This is a genomic window from Mesorhizobium sp. M0701 (genome assembly GCF_040320365.1).
Lineage (GTDB): Bacteria > Pseudomonadota > Alphaproteobacteria > Rhizobiales > Rhizobiaceae > Mesorhizobium.
This window is the reverse complement of the sequence record NZ_JAMYPO010000051.1, coordinates 1-24,574: the sequence shown is the minus strand read 5'-3', so window position 1 is coordinate 24,574 and position 24,574 is coordinate 1. Positions and strand designations below refer to the sequence as shown.

Sequence of the window (24,574 nt, the reverse complement as noted above, 5' to 3'; positions counted from 1 at the left end):
GACCGATCAGCGTTGCGCGTCGGTTGCCATCTTGACGGCCAGCGCGGTCAGCACCGTGCCCATCATCCAGCGCTGGATCACCAGCCATAGCGGCCGCCCGGCGAGGAAGATGGCGATCGAGCCGGCCGTCACCGCGATGATGGCGTTGACGGTCAGGCTGATCGCGACCTGCGTGGCACCGAGCACCAGAAGCTGCGACAGCACGTGGCCCTTGCCGGGGCTGATGAATTGCGGCAGCAGCGACAGATAGAGCACTGCCACCTTCGGGTTGAGCAGGTTGGTCATCAGGCCCATGGCGAACAGCTTGCGCGGTCTGTCTTTCGGCAGTTCGCGGATCTGGAAGGGCGAGCGCCCGCCGGGCTGCACCGCTTGCCAGGCGAGCCACAGCAAATAGAGCGCGCCGGCAACGCGCAGCACATCATAGGCAAAGGGCACGGCGAGCAGCAGCGCGGTGATGCCGAACGCCGCCGACAGCACGTAGAACAAAAAACCGAGCGCCACGCCGCCCAGCGAGATCAGCCCGGCCTTCGGCCCTTGCGACAGCGAGCGCGAGATCAGATAGATCATGTTCGGGCCGGGCGTCAGCACCATACCGAGGCAGACCAGCGCGAAGGCAAGATGGTTGGCGGGTTCAGGCAAGAGCGCATCTCCGGGTGGGGACACTCACCACATGCTTTCATCACCCGCAAGGGCATGACGGCAGGAGCCTTTGCGCCAGTGCGCCGGGGCCCCTGCCTTAGTCGCCAATCCCATCGCCTTCAGCCGACGATGCGCAGGTTCGACAATTCGTTGGCGATTTCCTTGAAATTGTCGGACAGCGTCGCGCCGGTTGCATTCCAGAACAGCTTGGCAGGCTTGCTCGGGTCGGCCGAATCCTTGCGGAAGCGCGAATCCGACGAACACGCCTTCGGCGCATCGATTGCCTTCTTGTCGCCGTGAGGCCGGCGCAGAGCTTCAAGGTGCCGCCGCCGGCATTGTTGTTGGGCAGCGTGACGGTCAGCGCTGTGTTCGCCGGGTCGATACGTGCGAGATTGGTTTCGAAAAATGTCTTGGCGTAGGCCTTGACGTCGTCGTCGCTGGCGCCGGCAACGATCTGCTGGGCGGCGGCGAGGCCGGCCGCATCAAGTGCGTTCAGCGTTTCGTGCTTTTCGCGCAGCAACTCCCCGTAATCGACACTGAGCGCCAGACCGGCCATCAGCGGCACAATGGTGATTGCAGTCATTAACGAGTAGTTGCCACGTCTGTCGTGTCGGAATTCTCCGACTATTGCCTTCAGCATTCCCGCCCGCCCCATTTTTCCCGGACGATGCCATGCATTTTTAAATTTCCGATTGCTAAAATACGTTCAAGGTCGGCACGGTTTTTCAATGCCCGTTAACCACACGTCCTCGCCGGCGTCCCCGGGCGGCAATCTTGCGGGCACAACGAAAGCTGGTGACAGAGCGAAACGCTTCGGTTAATCCGGGCCGGCCGCTACGGACCGTCGGTCGCGGCGCTTGCAAGCATCATGGTACAGGGACAACGGCATGGCGGATTCGCCCGACATCATCGGTTCGCTCGCAGACTTGTCGGGAGCCTATTCAGCCATCCTGTGCGATGTCTGGGGCGTGGTGCACAATGGCGAATGGCATTTCCCGGCGGCGGCTGCCGCGCTGATCGCTGCTCGCGCGGCGAAAATACCTGTCGTGCTGATCACCAATTCGCCGCGTCGCAGCGCCGACGTGGTGGCACAGATGAACGCCATCGGCGTTCCTCCCGCCGCCTACGACCGTGTCGTGACGTCCGGCGACGTTACCCGCGACCTGATCGCCGAAGGGCCGCGAAAGATCTTCCATATAGGCGCCGATCGGGATTTCACGCTCTATGAGGGCCTCGACGTCGAACTCGTCGAGGAGTTCGAAGCATCCGGCGTGGTCTGCACCGGCCTGTTCGATGACGAGGTGGAGAAGCCGGAAGATTATGCCGATCTTCTGCAGAGGCTGCGTGCCAGGAACCTGCCCTTCATTTGCGCCAATCCCGACATCGTCGTCGAGCGCGGCGAACGCATGATCTGGTGCGCAGGCGCTTTGGCCCGCGAATACGCACAGCTTGGCGGACGCACGCTGATCGCCGGCAAACCCTACGCGCCGGTCTATGACGTCGCCATGAAGGAGATCGCCGTCATTCTCGGCCGCCCGGTCGAGCGTTCGCAAGTTCTGGCCATCGGCGACGGCATGATGACCGACATCAAGGGCGCGGCCGACAATGGCTTCGACGTGCTCTACGTATCGGGCGGTATCCATGCCCGCGATTACGGTGAGACGCTGCAGCCGGATCCGGCCAGGCTCGCGGCCTTCCTGGAAAAATATGGCTACAGGCCGGTCGCGGTGATTCCCAGGCTGCAATAGGTTCAAGCCATGACGGCCATATTCGAACGCATTTCCGCAACCGCACCGCTGCCGGCCCATCTGCGCGGCGGCGTGGTGGCTATCGGCAATTTCGACGGCGTCCACCGCGGCCACCAGGCGGTGCTCGAACGCGCGCGCGCCGAAGCGGAGCGTCGCGGCGTACCCGCCCTGGTGCTGACCTTCGTACCGCATCCGCGAAAGGTGTTTAGGCCGGACACGCCGTTGTTCGTGCTGACGCCGCCGCCGATGAAGGCGCGGCTGTTGTCGCATCTGGGCTTTGCGGCGCTGGTCGAGCAGCCGTTCACACGCGAGTTCGCCTCCTTGTCGGCGGAGGCTTTCGTCACCGGCGTGCTCGAGCGCAACCTCGGCATAAGCCACGCCGTCACCGGCTTCGATTTCCATTTCGGCAAGGACCGCCAGGGCGGTCCGGCCTATCTGATGGCTGCCGGCGAGCGCCACGGCTTCGGCGTCACGCTGGTGGATGCGTTTCGCGACGAAAGCGCCGAGGTGGTGTCGTCGAGCCGCATACGCACGCTGCTGTGCGAGGGTAATGTGGCCGAGGCCGCCGGCTTGCTCGGCTACCGTTTCACCGTCGAGGCGGAGGTGATCGGCGGCCAGCAGCTCGGCCGGACACTCGGCTTTCCGACCGCAAACATGAGGCTTTCGCCGGAAATCACCCTCAATGAAGGGATTTATGCCGTCCGCTTCCGCCGCGCCGACGGTTCGCTTCATGATGGCGTCGCCAGCTTCGGCCGCCGGCCGACGGTCGACGACAATGGCGCGCCATTGCTGGAGACCTTCGTCTTCGACTTTTCCGGCGACCTCTATGGAGAGATTTGTGCCGTGTCCTTCTTCGGCTACCTGCGCTCGGAGGTGAAGTTCGATGGGCTTGACGCGCTGGTCGCCCAGATGAAGCGTGACGAGGCCGAGGCGAAGGCACTGCTCGCCGGCGTCAGGCCGCTTTCCGGGCTGGACGCGGCCATAGCTTTTTAGAGCATGGTCCCGAACTGAAGGTCAGCGAAGCAAAAACTGGGAACCGGTTTTCCGATTAAGATCATGCTCAACCAGAATTTATCTCTTCAGTGCCAAGCCAAGGGCGATGAAGGTCCAGCCCTGGAAGATCAGGTCGACGGCCAGGAACAGGCCGAGCACCCACACGCTGTTGACCGGCCAGCCCATGGCGATGACCAGTCCCGCCAGTGCGCTGATGATGCCGGCCGCGACCACCCAGCCCCAGCCCGGCTGCGGCCGGTGGCTGTAGCCTACCCAGGCCCTGAGCACGCCTGAGGCAAGCAGCGCGACCGCCAGGAGGAAGGTCAGCACCGTCGAGGCGAGGACCGGATTGTCGAAGGCGAAGAAGCCGGCGACGGCGTAGAGGAGGCCGCTGAGCAGCCAATAGAAGAAACGGCCCCATGTCTTCACGCCGAAGGCATGGATGATTTCGACAATGCCGGCCATCAGCATCAGCCAGCCCACGACAAAGACCGAGGCGACGGTTGCGATGAACAGATTGCCGAAGGCGATGCCGCCGAAGACAAGCAGCAGCACCCCGAGCGCGACGAACCATCCCCATTTCGCCCGCGTCTGGCCAATGGCGTCTTTCATGGCATCGCTGTGCACGGTCATTGCCCTTCTCCCTCAAGGTTGCCTAGCTTCTTTGTTCCGGACGGTAGCGCCGATCGCCTTGCCCGTCCAGCGAGCAGGCTGTGAGCGCCACACTCCCGAGCGATCCGCTAGACCTCCGTTTTTGACCCGAAGCGGCCAAATACCAGATGGAATAATTCGATCATGGGGGGGTGAGCCAGTGCTAAAAGATAACAAGCGGGTTTACGGGCGACCCGTCGTCCCGTGTATTCGCCGCGGCGCAAGTGTAACGAAAATTCCCAGTGCTGGCATTGGCCCTTTATACGATGACGTGTGCTGCTGCTATATGCCGTTTTCTACGCTTGATGAGGCTAGGGAAGCAAAATGAGCGATGCGGACGAACACCTCGATCTGACGGAGATCAACGCCGTCCGCAGGTTGTTGACCTCAAAGCCTCGAACGGTCCGCTGGGACGAACGCCGGGCACGGCTCGACGAAGTCGGTTCGGTGTGGCCAGTCGCGGAGGACATCCGATGCGAGCATGTGGTTTTCGATGGCCTCGAGGGAGAGTGGTCGCTGGCGCCTGAGAGCGACAGGGACAAGATTCTGCTGTTTTTCCACGGTGGTGGCTACTGCTCCGGCTCTCTTAAAAGTCATCGTCGAATGGTGACCGAGGCAGGTCGGGGAATGGGAATGCGCACCCTCGCGATCGACTATCGCCGCGCACCAGAACATCCTTTCCCTGCGCAACATGAAGACGCACTCACCGCATGGCGCTTTCTGAGGCGGCAAGGCATCGCGCCGGACCGCATCGTGATTGGCGGAGACAGTGCGGGCGGCAACCTTACCATGTGCCTGGTCAGTATATTGCGTGCGGCAGGCGAGCCGTTGCCGCGATGTCTTTGGCTGGTTTCGCCCTGGACGGACCTTTCGATGTCCGGCGCGACACTATCAACCAAGGACGCAATCGACCCTATCATCCACCGGGCGTATTTGGAGGAACTGGCAACGGCCTATGTTCCCAATGACGTTGGTCGGCGCGATCCGCTGATCTCGCCTTTGTTCGCCGATCTGAGCGGATTTCCCCCAATGCTGATACAAGCCGGTTCGGCCGAGACGCTGATGTCTGACGCAACTCGGCTCGCCGAAGCCGCCGGCGCGGCGGACGTCAAAGTACGTCTCGAAATTTGGCCGCATATGATTCACGCTTGCCCGGTTTGGAATGCGGGGTTGAGCGCCGGTCGCCGCGCTCTTCACGACGCAGGCATGTTTGTCCGCGAATGTTTGTAACCCCTGCCGAGGCAACTGCTATCGTATTCCAAACACTTGATCTGGAATCTTGGTGCGCCAAACAATCGACTGCAACGCGGAACAGGCCGGCCAACGCTGCCGATGTTGCGGATATTAAGTCAAATTTTACCGAACTGGCGCCATGGCTTCAGTCAAGGCTGGTTGTATCGGCCAATGCGTTCGACGTATGGAGTAACGATGCGGTCTGTCCCGACGATCTTGGCCGCATTCATGCTCGGCACCTGCGGCGTTGCCAAGGCCGGCGAGGGCGCCTTCGGATGGCTGTCCGGAGACTGGTACCTGACGGTCGGCGCCACCGGCATGGTTGCCCCGAATTTCGAGGGCGGCAAGAAGTACCTGCTCAGTGCCTCGCCGATCATCTCGCTCGGCAAGGCTGGTCCCGCGGCGCGCTTCACCTCGCGCAACGACAATATTTCATTGGCATTGATCGACGATGGCGGCGTCCGCGCCGGCCTGACAGGCAAGTTCCTGTTTTCCCGCGACGGTGGTGACGCCGACGAATTGAAGGGTCTCGACCCGGTGCGCTGGGGCGGCGAGGCTGGCGGCTTCTTCGAATTCTATCCTTTGGATTGGCTGCGTGCCCGCGCCGAATTGCGGCACGGCATTCGCGCCCATAACGGTTTTGTCGCCGACATCGCCGCCGACGCCTTTTACGATGTGACGCCCGACGTCAGGATTTCGGCCGGACCGCGCGTTTCGTTCGCCTCATCGGACTATTTCGACGCCTATTACGGCGTTGATGCCAAGGAGTCGCTGGCCTCGGGACTTAGCGAATATCATCCCGGCGGCGGGGTGAAGTCGGCGGGCTTGGGCGGGGCGGTGACCTGGAAGGTGACCGAGCCGATGACGGCCAGTCTGTTCGGCGAATATTCCCGCCTGATGGGCCCGGCCGCCGATTCCAGCCTGGTCAAGGAGCGCGGCTCCAGGGATCAGTTCATGATCGGCGTGTCGACGACCTATCGCTTCGATTTTTCGATGTGAGCGGGTAGACGTCGGCTCATTTGATCAAACGGCTGTCGAACGGATAACGGTATAGGCCCGCAATCGTAATGCGTGACGCATCGTCATGGGTCGGGTTGAGCAGATAGTTGTTTGCTTTGCGCATTATGATCGAAGGAATTTTCATGAGCGCGTAACGATTGGCCGAGAGAAAGTCCGTGCCATGTCGCCGTGTCGATTCCATATCCTTGTCCCAGCCGTCATGGATAACCGGTTCGGTCATTTCTATTCCGTCCGGAACATCGATTTCGATAAGCTGGTAGGTTTCCGGAACGGTTTCGCGCGTCGCATGCACCAGTATCTCCAGCAGTGCCGTCGAAGGGTGGTCGGTGCAATACACGATGGGCATCCCGCGCCTGTTCCATCTTCCATCAACGAGCGTTCCGCCACGACCCGAGAGATCCGCGAAATTGGAGATGCGCCAGATGCGCATCGTCAGGCAAGCAAGCCAAAGTCGATGCGGATAAGCTCTTCGGAAACGACGTGGGCGCCGGTCTCTGTCTCGAGGAGATCGATCGGCCTTGCATCATCCAATGCTATGATCTCGCTTCTCAGCCAACGCTGGGCTTTCTCATGGCTGCCGAATACACGATCCGCCTGCTCGGCGATGCGTTCTAGGCGCAGGGCGCGGTCGGATTCAGCTGGCGAAAGCGGCTCGGCACGTTCCTTGCGACGCGCCAGCGTGCGGCGGGGGGCAACGATACGATAGAGTTCTTCGCTACTGAAACCCAGACTGCGCAGATGATCGATCTTGTCCGTAGGGACGGAAAAGTCGTGTGTTGCGCGAATTGCCCTTGCTGCGACCGACATGAACGTCTCCTTGGCACAGGCCATTCTGCTTGCCATTTGCCTACAAATGTATGCGCAATTGGCACATGACGCAAGGAAGCATCAGAGTTCGGGCTTTTCAACGTCGCCTGTCTCGGTTAAAAGCCCAGCCATGACGAGCTTTTCGCGCCTTCCCGCGACTGCGATACGAATTACAGGCCCGGTGTTCCGGGCGGCTTGACCGCCGCCGGAGCCGCCGGGAATCTTGCGCGCGCCTCTCGCGCTTTTTCCAGATCATGATAGTTCAACGCCCGGGCTCTTTTGCCGCCGGGCAACGCATATGGCAGACGAATGACTGATACCGAGACCGCCGAGACGATCGATTATTCCAAAACGCTCTACCTGCCGCAGACGGATTTCCCGATGCGCGCCGGTTTGCCGGAAAAGGAACCGCTGCTGGTCAAACGCTGGCAGGACATGGATCTTTACCGCAAGTTGCGCGAAGACGCAGCCGGCCGCGAAAAATACGTGCTGCACGACGGCCCGCCGTATGCGAATGGCAACATCCATATCGGCCATGCGCTGAACAAGATCCTCAAGGACGTCATCACCCGCTCGTTCCAGATGCGCGGCTATGACTCGAACTATGTACCCGGTTGGGATTGCCACGGCCTGCCGATCGAATGGAAGATCGAGGAGCAGTACCGCGCCAAGGGCAAGAACAAGGACGAGGTGCCGGTCAACGAGTTCCGGCAGGAATGCCGCGAGTTTGCGGCGCACTGGATCAAGGTGCAGGGTTCCGAATTCCAGCGCCTCGGCGTCGTCGGCGACTTCGACTATCCCTATACGACAATGGCTTTCCATGCCGAGGCGCGCATCGCCGGCGAGCTGCTGAAATTCGCCATGTCCGGCCAGCTCTATCGCGGCTCCAAACCGGTGATGTGGAGTGTGGTCGAGCGCACCGCGCTGGCCGAGGCGGAGGTCGAATACCAGGACTATGAGTCGGACACGATCTGGGCGAAGTTTCCGGTCGTCAGCCTCGCTCGCCAGGTCATCAACATCGAGGATGGGCAGCCAGCCCTGGATCCCAAGCTGACGCAGACGTCGCTCGATCTGCTTGATGCCAACGTCGTCATCTGGACGACGACGCCGTGGACGATCCCCGGCAACCGCGCCGTCAACTACTCGCCGCGCATCAACTATGGTCTCTACGAGGTTACGGCGGCCGAGAACGCCTTTGGTCCTCAGCCCGGCGAAAAGCTGATCTTTGCCGAGAAGCTTGCGGACGACGCTGCCGCGAAGGCCAAGGTCACTCTGAATCGGCTTCGCAGCGTTGGCGCCGAAGAGCTTGAAAACCTTACGCTTTCGCATCCCCTCAAAGCTCTGGGTGGCGGCTACGATTTCCCCGTGCCGATGCTCGCCGGCGATCACGTCACCGACGATGCCGGCACCGGTTTCGTCCACACCGCGCCGGGACATGGCCGCGAAGACTTCGACGCCTGGATGGATGCTGCCTCTGATCTTCGCCAGCGTGGCATCGACACCGCGATCCCCTTCACCGTCGACGATGCCGGCTTCTTCACCAAGGACGCGCCGGGCTTCGGCCAGGATCGCGAGGGTGGAGCGGCGCGCGTCATCGACGACAATGGCAAGAAGGGCAACGCCAACCAGGCTGTCATCGACGAGCTGATCAAGCGCAACGCGCTGTTCGCGCGCGGCCGCCTGAAGCACTCTTATCCGCATTCCTGGCGCTCGAAGAAGCCGATCATCTTCCGCAACACGCCGCAATGGTTCGTCTATATGGACAAGGAGCTTGGCGACGGCACGACGCTGCGCAGCCGCGCCCTGAAAGCCATCGACGATACCCGCTTCGTGCCCGCCGCCGGCCAGAACCGCATCCGCGCCATGATCGAGGAGCGCCCCGACTGGGTGCTGTCGCGCCAGCGCGCCTGGGGTGTGCCGATCGCCGTCTTTGCCGATGCCGACGGCAATGTGCTGCGCGACGAGGCAGTCAACCGGCGCATCATGGACGCCTTCGAGAAAGAAGGCGCCGATGCCTGGTTCGCCGCCGGCGCCAAGGAGCGGTTCCTCGGCAATCACGATGCCTCGAAATGGCAGCAGGTCATGGACATCCTCGATGTCTGGTTCGATTCAGGCTCGACGCATGCCTTCACGCTTGAGGACCGGCCCGACCTGAAATGGCCGGCCGACGTCTATCTGGAAGGCTCCGATCAGCATCGCGGCTGGTTCCACTCCTCGCTGCTCGAAAGCTGCGGCACCAGGGGCAGGGCGCCCTACGACACCGTCGTCACCCATGGCTTCACCATGGATGAGGAGGGGCGGAAAATGTCGAAGTCGCTCGGCAACACCGTCGTGCCGCAGGACGTCATCAGGCAGTCCGGCGCCGACATCTTGCGGCTGTGGGTGGTGACGACCGATTATTGGGAAGACCAGCGGCTCGGCAAGAACGTGCTGCAGACCAATATCGACGCCTACCGCAAGCTGCGCAACACCATCCGCTGGATGCTGGGCACGCTCGCCCATGACGACGGCGAGGAGGTGCCGCTGGACAAGATGCCGGAGTTGGAGCGGCTGATGCTGCACCGGCTCGCTGAACTCGATGAAGTCGTACGCTCGGGCTACGACGCGTTCGAATTCAAGCGCATCACCCGCGCGCTGCTCGACTTCATGGTGGTTGAGCTGTCGGCCTTCTATTTCGACATCCGCAAGGACGCGCTTTACTGCGAAGCGCCTTCCAGCGTGAAGCGCAAGGCTTCCGTGCAGGTGGTGCGCCATCTCTTCGACTGCCTGGTGAAATGGCTGGCGCCGATGCTGCCCTTCACCATGGAAGAGGCTTGGCTCGACCGTCATCCGGATGCGGTCTCCCTGCATCTCGACCAGTTCCCGGAGATCCCGGCGGACTGGAAGAACGAGGCGCTGGCGGAGAAGTGGCGCAAGGTGCGGCAGGTTCGCCGTGTCGTCACCGGCGCGCTGGAAATCGCCCGCGCGCAGAAGGTCATCGGCTCTTCGCTGGAAGCGGTGCCGGTCGTCACCCTCGACGACGCCGCGCTCGAAGCGGCGATCGCCGATGTCGATATGGCCGAGATGGCGATCACCAGCGATCTGGTAATCGTGCGCGGCAAGGCGTCGGCGGGCAGCTTTACCCTCGACGACGTCAAGGGCGTCGCCGTGGTCGTCGAGAAGGCGGAGGACCGTGGCCTGGTGAAGTGCGCGCGCTCCTGGCGCTACACCGCCGATGTCGGCTCAGATCCGGAATTCCCGGACGTGTCGGCCCGTGACGCCGCTGTTCTGCATGAGCTGAAGGCTTTGCGCCGTCTTTAAGGCGGTGCACAAATGCCACGGCGGGCGGCCGATCGGCCCCCGCGCGTTGCCCTTAACGAGTGGTTGAGGTAAACACGCGAAACTCCGGACGACAAATTGTCGCCGGAATTCCGTCGGAAGAGCATAGGCGATGGGGACCGGACCTTTCTTTGGCCGGCGGCAATCGAGAGGCTGTCTACAGTGGGACTTTTTGGCATGACCGAGAGAACTTATGCGCGCGTTGCGCTGCTGGCGCCGCTTGTCGTATCGGGCCTCGCTTTGTCCGGCTGCATGGGCTCGCCCACTTACGGGACCGACAAGACTGCGGGCGCGCAGCTTGCCGGCGACCTCACCGGGGCTTTTTCCTTCGCACCCAAGCGCAAGGATAGTATCGACTACAAGCCGCGCCCCACGCTGGTGAAGCCAGGGCCGGGGCAGAAGGAAGTCTTGCCGCCGCCGCAGGAAAGCATCGAGACGGCAAGCGCCGAATGGCCCGAATCGCCGGAGCAGCGCCGTGCCCGCCTGCGCGCCGATGCCACTCTGCATCAGGACGACCCGGCCTACCAGGCGCAGGTCATCGATGACGTGCAGACGGATCCGGCGTCGGTCAAGGCCGCGCTGAAGCAGTCGGGCTCGAGCCACCCGCCAGCCTGGACTCCGGCCGATTCGGACAAGAGCCGCGCCGCGGAAATCATGCGCCGCCGGGCTGAAGGCAAACAGGGCGACCCGACCACCCGCAGATATTTGAGCGAGCCGCCGGTGCAATACCGCGCTGCCGCCGCCACCGCGCCGCAGGGTGACCTCGGCGAGGACGAGTACAAGAAGGAACGCCGCCTCAAGAGGGAGGCGGCCGCCAAGAGTAAGAGCGGCGGCATGTTCGACTGGCTGCCCTGGTAGGCTGACGGCGCCAGAGACGTTCTTGCCCTGGATTGGCTGGCTGGATTGGCTGACTTGGATTTGGACCGTCTGCCGGACCAGAAAATCAGGGTCCGCGTCGCTCGCGAAAAAAGTCCTTCAGCAATGCTGCTGCTGCGTTCTCGGCCATGCCCGGATAGATGTCGGGCACATGGTGGCAGGTCGGTGACGTGAAGAAGCGAACTCCGTTGACCACTGCGCCGCCCTTCTCGTCGGCAGCGCCGAAATAAAGCCGGCGCAGCCTGGCGAAGGAGATGGCGCCGGCACACATGGCGCACGGCTCCAGCGTCACATAGAGATCGTGGCCGCTGAGCCGCTCGCTGGAAAGCTTGCGGCAGGCCTCGCGGATCGCCAGCATCTCGGCATGGGCGGTCGGATCGGCGAACTCGCGGGTGCGGTTGCCGGCACTCGCAACGACCGTATCGCCGCCGACGACGACCGCGCCAACCGGCACTTCGCCACGCTGGGCGGCGGCTTCGGCTTCTTTCAGCGCCAGCGCCATGAAATCCTGCCGCTTCACGCGGTTCCCATTCCGATTATCTCCTCGCCACTAGAGCGCGATCCTGTTACTACCCGCGCAAACGAGCAAAGGCCACATGGACGACAAAAACAAGAAATTCCCGCGCAAGGCCGGCCCGAAGCCGGCGGGGCCGCGTGGTCGCGATGGCGCTCCCGACAAGGGCGGCAAGCCGCCCTTCGGCGCCAAAAAACCCTACACTCCGCGCGGCGACCGGCCGGCGGCGGCCGAAGGCGAACGGCCGAAGCGCGACTTCAAAGGCGGCGACCGGCCATTCAGCAAAGGGCCGCGTCCGGAAGGCAAGCCTTATGAAAAGCGCGAGGGTCCACGCAAGCCTTATGCACCGCGCGGCGACCGGCCGGCAGCTGCCGAAGGCGACCGGGCATTCAGCAAGGGCCCAAGACCCGAAGGCACGCCTTATGAAAAGCGCGAAGGTCCGCGCAAGCCTTACGCACCGCGCGGCGACCGGCCGGCAGCTCCCGAAGGCGAGCGCGGCGAGAGGCGCTTCGACCGTCCTAAGCGTGACTTCGGCGATCGTCCCAAACGTGATTTTGGCGGCGATCGGCCCCATGGGGCACATAGGGCACCGGCGGCATCGGAAGGCGGCTTCAAGCCGCGCCCGCGTCGCGTCGAGGCAACGGAAGAAGCCGGCGAACGCATTGCCAAGCGGCTGGCGCGTGCCGGCCTGGCCTCGCGCCGCGACGCCGAGGAACTGATTGCGGCCGGCCGCGTCAAGGTCAATGGCAAGGTGTTGTCCTCGCCGGCCTTTAACGTCATGCCCGGCGACATCATCCATCTCGACGGCATGGAGATCCCGCCGATCGAGCGCACCAGGCTGTTCCTGTTCCACAAGCCGGCCGGCGTGGTCACGACAAACCGCGATCCCGAAGGCCGCAAGACCGTCTTCGACGTGCTGCCGCCCGGGCTGCCGCGGCTGATGACCATCGGCCGGCTCGACATCAACACCGAAGGCCTGCTGCTGCTCACCAATGATGGCGGCCTGTCGCGCGTGCTCGAACTGCCGGCGACCGGCTGGTTGCGACGCTACCGCGTGCGCGTTCACGGCAAGGTCGAGGAAAGCGCGCTTGCCGGCCTGCGCGAAGGCATTGCCGTCGACGGTGTCTTTTATGGCGCTATCGAGGCGACGCTCGACCGCGAGCAGGGTTCGAACGCCTGGCTGACACTCGGCCTGCGCGAAGGCAAGAACCGCGAGGTCCGGAACATCCTGGGCGCGCTCGGTCTCGACGTGACGCGGCTGATCCGCATTTCCTACGGGCCGTTCCAGCTCGACGATTTACCGGAAGGCCATGTGCTGGAGATCAAGGGCCGCGTGCTGCGCGACCAGCTCGGCGAGCGCCTGGTCGAAGAGTCCGGCGCCAATTTCGATGCCGATATCGCCAAGCCGTTTTCCAACAAGCCGGTCAGGCGTGAGCGCGAGGAGGAGCCCGAGCAGCCGAAATTCACCCGCGACGGCGAACGCCGGCCGATCGGCGAGGGCGGCCTGATCAAGAACCGCAAGCGGCGCGAGGGCAGCCGCGACGAAGCGCTCGGCAAGCTGTCGACAAGCCCTGACAGGAGCTTTGCGCCAAAAAAGAGCTTTGGCGAGCGTGGCCCCAGATCTGAACGCAGCGACTTCGGGGACAAACCCCGTGGCGACAAGCCTCGTGGCGGCTTCGGTGGGAAAAAATCCGAACGCGAGCAGCGGCCGATCGAGCCGCCGGGCCAGCGCAAGGCCAATGTCTGGATGGCGCCGGGCGCACGGCCGATCGGCAAGGGCAGGGCGGAGGCAGACGCCGCCAAGGCGGCAGAAAACAAGGCGCGCAAGGCATCGTTCAAGCCGTCTTACGGCAAGCCCGGCGGCAAGCCGCAAGGCGGCGGTGCAAAGCCGTTCGGCAAACCGCGCGGCGAGCGCCCGGATGGCGGTGGCGACCGGCCGCGCGGCGGCCCGAAAGGAAGCAATGCGGATCGTCGGCGGTGAGTTTCGCGGGCGTCCGCTGGCGACGCCCCGCACCTTTGCCATCCGCCCGACCACCGACCGCACGCGTGAGGCGGTCTTCAACGTGCTGGCGCATCGCTTTCCTGAAAAACTGGACGGCGCGCGCGTGCTCGACCTGTTCGCCGGCACCGGCGCGCTCGGCCTCGAAGCGCTTTCGCGCGGCGCCTCCTACGCTGTCTTCATCGAAGAATCCGCCGAAGGGCGCGGCCTGATCCGCACCAATGTCGAGGCCTTCGGCCTCACCGGCCGCACCAAGATATTCCGCCGCGACGCGACGGGCTTGGGCGAGGCAGGCACCATCGCCGCATTCGGCTTGGTCTTCGCCGATCCGCCCTATGGCAAAGGCCTTGGCGAACGTGCGTTGCGCTCGGCCAAGGCCGGTGGTTGGCTCGCCCCTGGCGCGCTCTGCGTCATCGAGGAAGTGGCGGCGGCGCCGTTCGAGGCAGGGCCGTGCTTTTCGGTTGTCGACGAGCGCAACTATGGCGAGACGGTCATCCGGTTCATCGAGGCCGCCTGAGTTCGGCTTCCACGGTGGCGCCTTCAAAATGACGAACAATTCGCTTTGCCTCGACCAGCAACCCCGCCTATCGTCCCACTACAAACCGGAGCCATCTATGACATTTCAGGCTGAATGGCTGCGCGGAACGCTCTTGGGACTGGCTCTGGTGATGGCCGCGCCGGCTCTGGCGGATAACAATCCTGACGATGGCGTCGTGACCGATTTCCTGCTCGACAACGGCATGGAGGTCGTCGTCATCCCCGATCACCGCGCCCCCATCGTCACCCATATGGTCTGGTACAAGATCGGCAGCGCCGACGAGCCGCCGGGCAAGTCCGGCATTGCCCATTTCTTCGAGCATCTGATGTTCAAGGCGACCAGCAACCATGCGGCGGGCGAGCTCGACCGTGCCGTCGCCGCCATCGGCGGCTCGGACAACGCCTTCACTTCCTACGACTACACCGCCTTTCACGAGACGGTGGTGCCGCAGGCGCTCGGTGAGATGATGGGCTTCGAGGCCGACCGCATGCGCAATCTCATCCTCAACGACGACGTCATCAAAACCGAGCGCGACGTCATCCTCGAGGAGCGCCGCTCGCGCATCGATAGCAATCCGCAGGCAGTGCTCGACGAGGAGATCGACGCCACGCTGTGGCAGAACGAGCCCTATCGCATTCCGGTCATCGGCTGGATGCAGGAGATGGAGAAGCTGAACCGCACCGACGCGATGGCCTTCTACAACAAATACTATACACCCAATAACGCCGTGCTGGTGGTGGCCGGCGATGTCGAACCGGAAACGGTCAAGGCGCTGGCCGAAAAGACCTATGGCAAGATCGCGCGCGGCCCGGACCTGCCGCCGCGCATCCGACCCGTCGAGCCCGAGCAGAACACCAGGCGCACGGTGACGCTGACCGACGGGCGCGTCAGCGTGCCGAGCTTTACCACGCAATGGGTGGTTCCGTCCTATCACACGGCAAAGCCCGGCGAAGGCGAAGCGCTCGACGTGCTGTCCGAAATCCTCGGCGGCGGCAACCGCAGCCGGCTCTACCAGGAGCTTGTCGTCAGGCAAGGCATCGCCGCCGAGGCCGGCGCCTTCTTCCAGGGCACCATGCTCGACGACACCAATTTCACCGTCTACGGCGCGCCGCGCGGCGATGCCAAGCTTGCCGACATCGAGGCCGCGGTCGACGCCGAGATCGCCCGCATCGCGAAAGACGGCGTCACCAGCGACGAGCTGGAAAAATCCAAGGACCGTTTCGTACGCTCGATGATCTTTGCCCGCGACAAGCAGGAAGACATGGCCAACATCTACGGCTCGACGCTCGCCACAGGCGGTAACGTCCAGGACGTCCAGCAATGGCCGGACCGCATCCGCAAGGTCACCGCCGACCAGGTCAAGGAAGTCGCTGCCCGCTATCTCAATCTCGACCACGCAACGACCGGTTATTTGCTTCCCGAAACCCAGGCTGGGAATTGATTTGATGATGAGCTTGAGAGTTGGCGCTGCCCCTCACCTGCCTGCCGGCATCCTCTCCCCGTATAGGGACGGGGAGAGGGGCGCCGTCATCGACGGTTTCGCCAATCTTCAGCGTTTGCAGAGCGAGCGCCGGGATAGCGGCCAGCCCCTTCTCCCCGTCACTATACGGGGAGAAGTGCCCGGCAGGGCGATGAGGGGCGGCGCCGACCTTGGCAATTGGCACGCCGGCGCTCTTCTAGCAACCCTGTTCCTCTCCCTTCTCTTTCTCCTCCTGCCGGCGCTTTCCGCTCGCGCCGCCGTGAACATCCAGAAGGTGACCTCGTCGAAGGGCATCACCGCCTGGCTGGTGGAGGACTATTCGGTGCCGATCGTCGCCATCCGCTTCGTCTTCGATGGCGGCGCGACGCAGGATCCGCCCGGCAAGGAAGGGCTTGCCAATCTGATGAGCGGCCTGTTCGACGAAGGTGCCGGCAACCTCGACAGCGAGGCCTTCCAGATCAAGCTTGACGATGTGGGCGCCGAGATGAGCTTCGATGCGCAGCGCGACGGCATCTACGGCTCGATGCGCATGCTGGCCGAGCAGCGCGACGGCGCCTTCGACCTGTTGCGGGTGGCGGTCAACCAGCCGCGCTTCGACCAGGTGCCGATCGACCGCATCCGCTCGCAAATCCTGTCCGGCATCATCGCCAACGAGCGCGATCCCGATACGCTCGCCCAACGCAAATGGCTGGACGCGATCTACGGCAGGCATCCCTATGCGCGGCCCGACCAGGGCACCAGGCAAAGCATCGCGACGATTACGCCGTCCGATCTCAGCGCCTTCCACAAGGCGAATTTCGGCCGCGACGGCTTGCATATCGCGGTGGTCGGCGCCATCGACGCCGAGACGCTGAAGCAGAAGCTCGATCTGGTGTTCGGCAGCCTGCCGGAAAAGCAGGCGCTTACGCCCGTTCCCGACATCGACCTGAAGCTCGGCCAGCAACTCGAGGTCGTTTACGACCAGCCGCAGGCCTCGCTGCAACTCGCCTATCCCGGCGTGAAGCGGAATGCGCCGGACTTCTTCGCCGCGGTGCTGATGAACGAGATCCTCGGCGGCGGCACCTTCACCTCGCGGCTGTTCGACGAGGTGCGCGAGAAGCGCGGCTTGGCCTACAGCGTCAGCTCCGACCTCGTCGACCACCAGCATTCCGAGGCGCTGTCCATCACCACCTCGACCCGCGCCGATAGGGCGGCCGAGACGCTGGCCGTGGTGCGCGACGTGGTCAAGCGCATGGCCGAGGAGGGGCCGACCGAAGCCGAGCTGGCGGCGACCAAGAAATACATGATCGGCGCCTATGCCATCAACAATCTGAATTCCTCCGGCGCGATCGCCTCAACGCTGCTCGAGATTCAGCTCGGCAAGCTCGGCATCGACTACATGCAGCGCCGCGCCGCCCTGATAAACGCGGTGACGTTGGACCAGGTGAAAGCGGTGGCGACAAAGCTGCTCTCCGCCGAGCCGGCCGTCATGGTGGTCGGGCCGAAGCTCGGCGCGGCCAACAAGGGATGAGCCCTAGCTTCGGCATCGCCTTTGGCGGCGGCGGCGCGCGCGGGCTGGCGCATATCCATGTCATCGAGGCGCTGGACGAGCTCGGTATCAGGCCGGCGGCAATCGCCGGCTCGTCGATCGGCGCCATCATGGGCGCCGGCATGGCCTCGGGCATGACCGGCAAGGACATCCACGACTATACGCGCTCGATCCTCGGCCGCCGCGCCGAAGTGGCGACGCGCATGTGGCGGGCGCGGCCCGGCACTTTTGCCGAAGCGTTGCAGGGCGGCCTGCGGGTCAGCCAGTTCAATGTCGAGCGCATCCTCAAAGCGTTCCTGCCCGACGCCATTCCCGAAACCTTCGCCGAATTGAAGATACCGCTGAAGGTGACGGCAACGGACTTTTATGGCCACCAGCTCGCCGTGTTCGACGAAGGCGAGCTGCATTCGGCGCTGGCCGCCTCGGCGGCGATCCCGGCGGTGTTCCGCCCGGTGATGCGCGACGGCAGGCTGCTGATCGACGGCGGCATCTACAATCCCGTGCCGTTCGACCTGATCGAGCTCGACGCCGACATCATCATCGCCGTCGACGTGGTCGGCGCGCCGACCGAGGCGGGCCGCAAATTCCCGACCTCCGTCGACCTGATGTTCGGCGCCACGCAGCTGATGATGCAGTCGATCATCGCCAGCAAGCTGAACCAGAGCCGGCCCGACATATTGATCAGGCCGGCGGTGTCGAAATACCGGGTGCTCGATTTCATGAAGGTCGAGGCGCTGATGGCCGAGACGGTGGCGATCAAGGACGAGCTGAAGCGCGAGATCGAGAAGGCGGTCGAGGCCCGGGCCAAGGCCGAAGCCAGCAAGCGCACGAACCGTCTCGGCGGATGACAGCCATCAGTCGTCGGGCGTCAGCGCCCGCTGGACCATGAGCGTATCCTTCGTAAGTGGCGCGGATCAGCTCGCGATTGGCGGCCATCTCAGCCCCACTTCATCTCGCCGGTTGCAACCTTGGAGCCGATGTCGAGCGCAACGCCCATGCCGAGGCCGGGGAAGCGGGCTTCCATGGCGCTCTTCAGTGCGGCCGCGTCCTTGGTCTTGGCCAGTTCTTCCTCGAAGGCGACGAGATAGGTCTTGGTGTGCTCGACGCCTGAAAAGTCCGTAGCGGCCTCAGGCGTCATGTGCCCGGGCACGACGATTGCCGGCTTGCGCGCCGCGATCTTTTCGAGATTGGCGAGCCAGGCGGCGCGCAGTTCCCTGGTCGGCGTGTCGGCGGTCCAGACATGCACGCCGGCAAAGATCATCACCCCGCCGAACACCGCATTCAGCGACGGCATGAAGAGATAGCGCCGGTTGGCGAGGCCTTCCGCGGCGACGATCTCGATGGTCTCGCCATCGACGCTGAGCGTCTTGCCGTCGAATGCTTCGGGGATGACGACGTCGGCCAGCGCCTGCGGGCCATTCTCCTTCAGCTGCGGCCCCCAGACGGCGAGCTTCTTTTCGACATTGCCGTTGATGGCGGCCACCGTCTCGGCTGCGGCGATCACCCGTGCCTGCGGGAACGCCTGCTTGATCGGCTTGAGGCCGAAATAATAGTCCGGGTCGGACTGGCTGACATAGATGGTGGTGAGCGTCTTGCCGGTCGCCTTGATCGCCTCGGCCACGGCCCGGCCGTCGGGGTAAATGAAACCGCCATCGATCAGCACGGCTTCGGCGGCGCCGGAGACCAGCACCGGGGCGCGGAAGAAGCCGTTTTGCCCGGCGGGGAAATGTTTCCAGGAAAGCCCGCCTGCCGCATGGCCAAGCCCGGCGGGAGCAAAGACCGCGGCAGCGCCGGCGGCGAGGGTGGTTTTCATGATGCTTCTCCGTGTGAACATGGATGTCTCCTGGGATCCGGAATTCGGCGGCCTCGATGCCCGCAAGATGGCAAAAGCGGAATGCGTATTGAAGGCCGACAAAATAGACGTAATGTATGCCATTGCCTGACAATGAGACTGCCTCCGCCATGAGCGAAGCATGAACCTGAACCGGCTGGCCTATTTCGCGGCGGTGGTCGACGCCGGCTCGTTCACGCGGGCCGCCGAGCGGCTCGGCATCACCAAGGCGGTGGTCAGCCAGCAGGTGGCGCGGCTGGAGCGCGATGTCGGAACGACGCTGCTGATCCGCACGACGCGGCGCGTCCATCCGACCGAGGCCGGCCGAACGTTCCATGCCCGCTGCCTGCAGGTCCTGCAGCAGGCCGAGGATGCATTCGACGAGCTCGCGCAGGCCGCCGCCGAGCCGACTGGCACGCTGCGCATCGCCGCGTCCAACGACTACGGCACATCGGCGGTGGTGCCGGTGGTCGCCGCCTTCAGCGCGCGCTATCCCGCCTGCCGGGTGGAGCTGACGCTGGGCGACGAGACGATCGACCTGGTTTCCGGCCACATCGACGTGGCCATCCGCGTCGGCTGGCTGGCCGATTCCAGCCTGCAGGCCCGGCGCATCGGCACCTTCCAACAATTCATGGTATGCGGCGCCGGCTTTGCAGGCCGGTTCACCGCCGGCGAACCGCAAGACCTCGCCGGGCTGCCCTTCGTCGCCAACATGGCGCTGCGCGAACCGCTGCTATGGCAATTTTCGCGCGGCGATGACGAGCAGCAGGCCGTGCGCATGCAGGCAACGATTTCGATCGACGCAACGCCGGCAGTGCTGGCAGCGGTCCGCGCCGGCGCCGGCCTGTCGGTGCTGCCGGACTTTTTGGTGCGGGACGAACTGGCCGCCGGGCGGCTGGTGCAGATCCTGCCCGAGTGGCGGCTGCCCTCCGGCGGCATCTACACAGTCTACCCCGCCGCCCGCTTCCGCCCGCCCAAGGTGACGAGGTTTGTCGAGATGCTGATCGCGGCCGAGCAGAAGCTGGAGGCAGGCGGGCGGGGGCGCTGATGGGCGAAGCTGCGATCTCCCCCCTTGAGGGGGAGATGGCCGGCAGGCCAGAGGGGGGTCGGTTCGACCGGGCGCGGCCTCCCTCTTGCGTCGGTAGGGGTTGGCGCATTACGCGAGACGCCCCCCTCTGCCCTGCCGGGCATCTGCCCCTCGAGGGGGGAGATTGGCTCATCACGACTTCCCAGCCGCATACTCCAGCGCCACCACGCCGTTGCTGAATTGCGTGGCCGAGATCAGCTCGAGCGGCAATTGCGCGCCGGGCGGGAACAGCAGCTTGCCCTGGCCGACGGCACCGGGGTAGCTGAGCAGCCTGATGCGGTCGACAAGGCCATGGCGCAGCAATTCCTGCGCGACGCTGAGGCTGCCATGCACATAGATGTTGCCGCCGCTGCCTTGCTTCAGTCCTCTGACCGCTTCCGGCAACGCGCCCTGCAGCAGCTCGGCCGGTTGCCAGTCGAGCGCCTGCAAGCTGGTCGAGGCGATGTATTTCGGCAGCGCGTTGAAGCGGTCGGCGAAATCTCCGGTCTCCTTGGGCCACGAGCCGGCAAAAATCTCATAGGTCGTGCGCCCCAACAGCATGGCGCCGCTGTCGGCAAGCTCGTCGTCCTTGAACTTCTGCATCTCATCGTTCCAGGCCACGCTCGGCAGCTTCTCGACCTCGGCAATGCCATCGACGCTGATGAATTCGGTGATGATGAGTTTTCTCATGGCGGGTTCCTTCTGTCGGGACGGCCGTGCGGGTCTTGTGCGAACTGCGCCGTCAACTAGCGCGGCGCTTTTTCAGGGGGAGGGTTTTCCCTGTTCGCTTCCAAAGACCGATAGCGTGGGAAAAGCTTCTCCGACTTGCCCGTCGTTCGGTCATGCCACAAGGTCCGCATCGGGTGGGGGGCCGGTCTTTTTTGCCGATTGGATCTGGTTCGTAGTTACGGGCTGGCTACAGGTGGGCAATACCGGCTTTCAGCAGTCCTTCGCGGACGTGCTGCACATCAGACTCCTGGGCAAAGTGCAGGGTGGCGATGAATGAATCGAGGTCGAATTGGGGATCGAGCGTTCTGATCTTGCCTAGATGCGCCGCGGCCGCGATTTCGTCGCCGAGCCAGCCGTAGCAGGCAGCGGCGAAAGCGTGCTGAGCCGAGTCCATGGTTGACAGATGCATGAAAGCTTCGATCGCCTCGCCATACTGGCGCGCGGCGAAATGCGCCTTTCCCAGATGGCTCCAGAACCTCTCCGGGTGGTGCGGGTTCAACTGCATTGCCTTGCGGATCCATTCAATTCCCTCTTCCGGCCTCCCGAGCCACGTCAATAACTCGCCTTGCTGCACCACCACGAGGTCGTAATTGGGATTGAGGGCCAGCGCCCGCTCTTGATGGTAGCGCGCAGTGGTCAGCTCATTGTTGTTCACGTTCACTGCGGCGAGGATGCGATGGACATCGGCATCGTTGTTGTCCAGCGCCAGCGCCCTGTCCAGCGCCGCCATGATGTTGTTCCAGATGGCATCCCTGTCTTCGCACCAGTTATGGACCCAGGCCTGGCCAAGAATGCAGGCCCGCCAGGCATGGGCATGGGCATAATCGGGGTCGAGCGTGACGGCCCTTTCTATCAAGGTTTGCGCGCGTTCATTATCTGCAATCGTGCTTCGGTGATGCAGCACCTTGGCAGCAAGCACACATTCATACGCGGCCATGTTTGCAGGTTTCGCCCGCGCGAGCTGGTCCCGCTGAGCCGCCTCGACGCGACCGGGCAGCGTGGCTGCGATCGCCGCGGTCACCTCATCCTGAATCGCGAATATGTCGTCCAGCTTCCGGTCATACTTGTCTGCCCAAATATGAGCGTCGTTCGCCGTGTCGATGAGCTGAACCGTCACGCGCACCCTGTCGCCGATCTTGCGGACGCTTCCCTCCACCAGGTATTGGACGGTGAGTTTCTCGGCCACCTCGCGCACATTCACGGCGCGGTTCTTGTAGACGAAGCTGGAATTGCGCGAGATGACGAACAGCTCATGGTGGCGGGACAGTTCGGTGATGATGTCCTCGGTCAGTCCGTCCGCGAAAAATTCCTGCTCGGGGTCGCCGCTCATGTTGGTGAACGGCAGCACCACTATCGAAGGTTTCGAGATGGATCGCTTTGCCTCGACTTCTGGCAGGGCAGGACTGTCAAACCCGACGCGATAGAGGCGAACCGGGCGGCTGATGTTCTTTAACGTCTTCTCGCCCAGGTCCTCCATGGCAATTTCGAGACGGTCGGCAATTTGGGTCGCCACCGCTGCGGTCACGCAGATACCGCCGACGTCGGCGAGTTGCTCGATGCGCGAGGCAATATTGACGCCGTCGCCGAAAATGTCCTCATCGTCGAAAATGATGTCGCCGAGATTTATGCCGATCCTGAATTCGATGCGCCGTTCTTGCGGCACATCCGAATTGCGCCGTTTCATGCGCTGTTGAATTTCCACGGCGCATTTCACGGCATCGGTCACGCTCTGGAACTCAACGAGCATGCCGTCTCCGGTGGTCTTGATGATACGGCCCTTGTTCTTCGCGATGGCGGGATCGACCAGTTCTATGCGATGGGTCCGAAGGCGTGCGAGCGTGCCGGATTCGTCGGCCTCCATCAGCCGACTGTAGCCCGCCATATCGGCAGCCAGAATTGCGGCTAGTCTCTGTTCCATCGCTTGAACCAAAAACCAAGCCTATCCTTCCTGGGTTGCCAAATCCAGCAATTTGGGCTTGTGGCTGAATCAAGAAGTCCGCAGCAGCAAGAAAGGGCGCCTTCCGCCTGGTGGCTGCGAACTCGATCGCATCAATCGCGGGAGAGCGACGCCATTCGGCGCGCCAGGCCACGCTCGGCAGCTTCTCGACCTCGGCGATCCGTCGACGCTGATGAATTCGGTGACGATGAGTTTTCGCATGGCGGGTTCCTTTCTGTCGGGACGGGCCGTGCGGGTCTTGTGCGAACTGCACCGTCAACTAGCGCCGCGCATTTTCAAGGGGAGGGCTTTCCCTATTCGCTTATTCGCTCCCAAAGACCGATACTGTGGGGAAAAACTTCTCCGACCTGGACTAAGCTCCCAAGATCGGATTGGTATCTGAGGCAGATATCTCCAAAAAACGAACTGTAAAAAGATCATGGGATTCGGGGTCTTCATTCACCGGTCAGATTCGATCTACAACGACCGCCCCGCTGAGCAATACCAGTTTCCTACCCAGTATCTGCGCCGCGTCGAAGCATGCGTAGGCGACTGGATCATCTATTATGAGCCCAGCAAGGTAGAAGAGAGCCGCGGCTATTTCGCCGTAGCCAAAGTCCAACAGGTCATCCCCGATCCTGCGAAGCCTGACATGTACCTCGCTCTGATTGAGCCCGGGACCTATCTCGACTTCGCCAATCCTGTTTCGTTCAACGGGGCGAATGGCATCGTGGAGAAGAGTGTACTCAACGAGGAAGGACGGATTTCCGGTCGCGCCCAATCTGCCGTCCGCCCAATCGGTCTAAGTGACTTCAACCGCATTATCGATCTCGGCCTGGGCAGCAATGAGTCGTTGCTGCCGCGCGTTGATGAGATCGGGACGTCGCTTGGCTTTCAAGACGAGCAGGCGCCATTTGAGTTGGAGCAGAGCCGTGATCGCGTGAGTTACATTGCGTCGCGAATCGTGCGGGATCGTATTTTTCGCCGCATCGTCTTGCGCGCCTATGATGAGCGCTGTGCGATCACGGGACTCAAGTTGATAAACGGCGGCGGCCGAGCGGAGGTCTCCGCCGCGCATGTTCGACCGGTTGAAGCCAATGGTCCCGATATCATCAACAATGGGATCGCATTGTCCGGCACCGCGCATTGGATGTTCGATCGCGGGTTGATCAGCCTATCCGACGATTTGGAAATCATGATCTCCCGGCAGGTCAACGATCTCGACAGCGTGCAGGGATTCATAAACAAAACCGGTCGAGCACTTACGCCCAGTCGACATTTTGAACGCCCGCATCCTCATTTCCTACAATGGCACCGCGAGCACTGCTACAAGCAGTGAAAGCACCGTCGGCGTGGGAGCGTGTTGGTGGGCACTTCTGACTCGTCGGAGGCCTTCATTCTCTCGTTGCGAATGGCAGCAATGCGCCCCTTCCTGGACATTACCAAAGCAAGACCACGGGGAATTCTGACCCACGTCCCGAACTTCATGGCCTTCGTCTCGCTGGAATGTCTAACGCGACTCCGTCATGATCTTCCGGCTCTGTCGAGCGACGCTGCCAAAGCCGTTGACGCCAACGCAGGTGATGAGGGCAGGCTAGACCAGTGCAGCAGATCCGCCCGGCGACTTTTCTTTTTGCGGCCCGAGCCCTGCGCGACATGGGCGATGGC

At 63.2% G+C, this 24,574-nt stretch carries 23 protein-coding genes; 14 read left to right on the top strand and 9 right to left on the bottom strand.

The features are described 5' to 3' along the window. Positions 1-6 precede the first annotated feature (6 nt). Together NKI24_RS30885 and NKI24_RS30880 are read right to left on the bottom strand one after the other, a co-directional pair. Positions 7-639, bottom strand: coding sequence for a LysE family translocator (locus NKI24_RS30885; protein WP_352750249.1), 633 nt, complete (start codon positions 637-639; stop codon positions 7-9). A 97-nt stretch (positions 640-736) separates the two neighbouring features. Beyond that, complete coding sequence (locus NKI24_RS30880; RefSeq protein ID WP_352750248.1) at positions 737-1,279, bottom strand: pilus assembly protein TadG-related protein; 543 nt, start codon at positions 1,277-1,279, stop codon at positions 737-739. Between the two features lie 247 nt (positions 1,280-1,526). Between NKI24_RS30880 and NKI24_RS30875 the strand changes: the two genes are divergently transcribed. Next, on the top strand, positions 1,527-2,387 hold the full coding sequence (locus NKI24_RS30875; RefSeq protein WP_352616848.1) for a TIGR01459 family HAD-type hydrolase: 861 nt from the start codon (positions 1,527-1,529) through the stop codon (positions 2,385-2,387). 9 nt (positions 2,388-2,396) lie between these two features. Continuing rightward, on the top strand, positions 2,397-3,380 hold the full coding sequence (locus NKI24_RS30870; protein WP_352750247.1) for a bifunctional riboflavin kinase/FAD synthetase: 984 nt from the start codon (positions 2,397-2,399) through the stop codon (positions 3,378-3,380). 78 nt (positions 3,381-3,458) lie between these two features. Here NKI24_RS30870 and NKI24_RS30865 read toward each other — a convergent pair whose 3' ends face one another. Next, positions 3,459-4,013, bottom strand: a complete 555-nt coding sequence (locus NKI24_RS30865; RefSeq protein WP_023674340.1) for an HdeD family acid-resistance protein — start codon at positions 4,011-4,013, stop codon at positions 3,459-3,461. Positions 4,014-4,355: 342 nt separating this feature from the next. Here NKI24_RS30865 and NKI24_RS30860 point away from each other — a divergent pair, with 342 nt between their 5' ends. Both NKI24_RS30860 and NKI24_RS30855 read left to right on the top strand, forming a co-directional pair. Continuing rightward, the gene (locus NKI24_RS30860) at positions 4,356-5,261 is read left to right on the top strand and encodes an alpha/beta hydrolase (RefSeq protein ID WP_352750246.1); all 906 of its coding nucleotides are present in this window, start codon (positions 4,356-4,358) and stop codon (positions 5,259-5,261) included. A gap of 198 nt (positions 5,262-5,459) precedes the next feature. Next, positions 5,460-6,263 carry a MipA/OmpV family protein gene (locus NKI24_RS30855; RefSeq protein WP_352750245.1) on the top strand — a complete coding sequence of 268 codons (804 nt, stop codon included), beginning with the start codon at positions 5,460-5,462 and terminating at the stop codon, positions 6,261-6,263. 16 nt (positions 6,264-6,279) lie between these two features. On the opposite strand, the gene NKI24_RS30850 is transcribed toward NKI24_RS30855, so the two are convergent. After that, positions 6,280-6,714, bottom strand: a complete 435-nt coding sequence (locus NKI24_RS30850; protein ID WP_352750244.1) for an RES family NAD+ phosphorylase — start codon at positions 6,712-6,714, stop codon at positions 6,280-6,282. Positions 6,715-6,716: 2 nt separating this feature from the next. Beyond that, positions 6,717-7,091, bottom strand: a complete 375-nt coding sequence (locus tag NKI24_RS30845; RefSeq protein WP_352750243.1) for an Xre family toxin-antitoxin system antitoxin — start codon at positions 7,089-7,091, stop codon at positions 6,717-6,719. A gap of 309 nt (positions 7,092-7,400) precedes the next feature. Here NKI24_RS30845 and ileS point away from each other — a divergent pair, with 309 nt between their 5' ends. Both ileS and NKI24_RS30835 read left to right on the top strand, forming a co-directional pair. Then, on the top strand, positions 7,401-10,391 hold the full coding sequence (gene ileS / locus NKI24_RS30840) for an isoleucine--tRNA ligase (protein WP_352750242.1): 2,991 nt from the start codon (positions 7,401-7,403) through the stop codon (positions 10,389-10,391). A gap of 195 nt (positions 10,392-10,586) precedes the next feature. Further along, entirely contained in the window at positions 10,587-11,267 is a 681-nt protein-coding gene (locus tag NKI24_RS30835) for a hypothetical protein (RefSeq protein WP_352458053.1), read from the top strand. An 85-nt stretch (positions 11,268-11,352) separates the two neighbouring features. Here the strand turns inward: NKI24_RS30835 and NKI24_RS30830 are convergent, their stop codons facing one another. After that, positions 11,353-11,805, bottom strand: a complete 453-nt coding sequence (locus tag NKI24_RS30830; RefSeq protein WP_352479909.1) for a nucleoside deaminase — start codon at positions 11,803-11,805, stop codon at positions 11,353-11,355. A gap of 76 nt (positions 11,806-11,881) precedes the next feature. On the opposite strand from NKI24_RS30830, the gene NKI24_RS30825 reads away from it, so the two are divergent. The 5 genes from NKI24_RS30825 to NKI24_RS30805 all read left to right on the top strand — a co-directional run bounded on the left by NKI24_RS30825 (position 11,882) and on the right by NKI24_RS30805 (position 18,192). After that, positions 11,882-13,780 (top strand): pseudouridine synthase, encoded by a 1,899-nt coding sequence (locus tag NKI24_RS30825; RefSeq protein WP_352750241.1) that lies wholly within the window; start codon positions 11,882-11,884, stop codon positions 13,778-13,780. After that, positions 13,761-14,315, top strand: coding sequence for a 16S rRNA (guanine(966)-N(2))-methyltransferase RsmD (gene rsmD, locus NKI24_RS30820; protein ID WP_352750240.1), 555 nt, complete (start codon positions 13,761-13,763; stop codon positions 14,313-14,315). The genes NKI24_RS30825 and rsmD overlap by 20 nt, the downstream gene beginning before the upstream one ends. A gap of 97 nt (positions 14,316-14,412) precedes the next feature. Then, on the top strand, positions 14,413-15,777 hold the full coding sequence (locus NKI24_RS30815) for a M16 family metallopeptidase (RefSeq protein WP_352750239.1): 1,365 nt from the start codon (positions 14,413-14,415) through the stop codon (positions 15,775-15,777). Between the two features lie 190 nt (positions 15,778-15,967). After that, positions 15,968-17,326: a M16 family metallopeptidase gene (locus NKI24_RS30810; protein ID WP_352750257.1), complete on the top strand. Its 1,359-nt coding sequence runs from the start codon at positions 15,968-15,970 to the stop codon at positions 17,324-17,326. After that, positions 17,323-18,192 carry a patatin-like phospholipase family protein gene (locus NKI24_RS30805; RefSeq protein ID WP_352569779.1) on the top strand — a complete coding sequence of 290 codons (870 nt, stop codon included), beginning with the start codon at positions 17,323-17,325 and terminating at the stop codon, positions 18,190-18,192. The genes NKI24_RS30810 and NKI24_RS30805 overlap by 4 nt, the downstream gene beginning before the upstream one ends. A gap of 89 nt (positions 18,193-18,281) precedes the next feature. On the opposite strand, the gene NKI24_RS30800 is transcribed toward NKI24_RS30805, so the two are convergent. After that, on the bottom strand, positions 18,282-19,178 hold the full coding sequence (locus NKI24_RS30800) for an MBL fold metallo-hydrolase (protein WP_352750238.1): 897 nt from the start codon (positions 19,176-19,178) through the stop codon (positions 18,282-18,284). On the opposite strand from NKI24_RS30800, the gene NKI24_RS30795 reads away from it, so the two are divergent. Together NKI24_RS30795 and NKI24_RS30790 are read left to right on the top strand one after the other, a co-directional pair. After that, positions 19,156-19,287, top strand: coding sequence for a hypothetical protein (locus tag NKI24_RS30795; RefSeq protein WP_023674354.1), 132 nt, complete (start codon positions 19,156-19,158; stop codon positions 19,285-19,287). The genes NKI24_RS30800 and NKI24_RS30795 overlap by 23 nt on opposite strands. A 30-nt stretch (positions 19,288-19,317) precedes the next feature. Beyond that, positions 19,318-20,223, top strand: coding sequence for a LysR family transcriptional regulator (locus NKI24_RS30790; RefSeq protein ID WP_352680688.1), 906 nt, complete (start codon positions 19,318-19,320; stop codon positions 20,221-20,223). A gap of 171 nt (positions 20,224-20,394) precedes the next feature. Here the strand turns inward: NKI24_RS30790 and NKI24_RS30785 are convergent, their stop codons facing one another. Together NKI24_RS30785 and NKI24_RS30780 are read right to left on the bottom strand one after the other, a co-directional pair. Beyond that, positions 20,395-20,931 (bottom strand): dihydrofolate reductase family protein, encoded by a 537-nt coding sequence (locus NKI24_RS30785; protein WP_352750237.1) that lies wholly within the window; start codon positions 20,929-20,931, stop codon positions 20,395-20,397. Between the two features lie 226 nt (positions 20,932-21,157). Beyond that, on the bottom strand, positions 21,158-22,888 hold the full coding sequence (locus NKI24_RS30780) for an adenylate/guanylate cyclase domain-containing protein (protein WP_352453475.1): 1,731 nt from the start codon (positions 22,886-22,888) through the stop codon (positions 21,158-21,160). Positions 22,889-23,345: 457 nt separating this feature from the next. Between NKI24_RS30780 and NKI24_RS30775 the strand changes: the two genes are divergently transcribed. Beyond that, positions 23,346-24,245: an HNH endonuclease gene (locus tag NKI24_RS30775; protein ID WP_352453455.1), complete on the top strand. Its 900-nt coding sequence runs from the start codon at positions 23,346-23,348 to the stop codon at positions 24,243-24,245. The last annotated feature ends 329 nt before the right edge of the window (positions 24,246-24,574 follow it).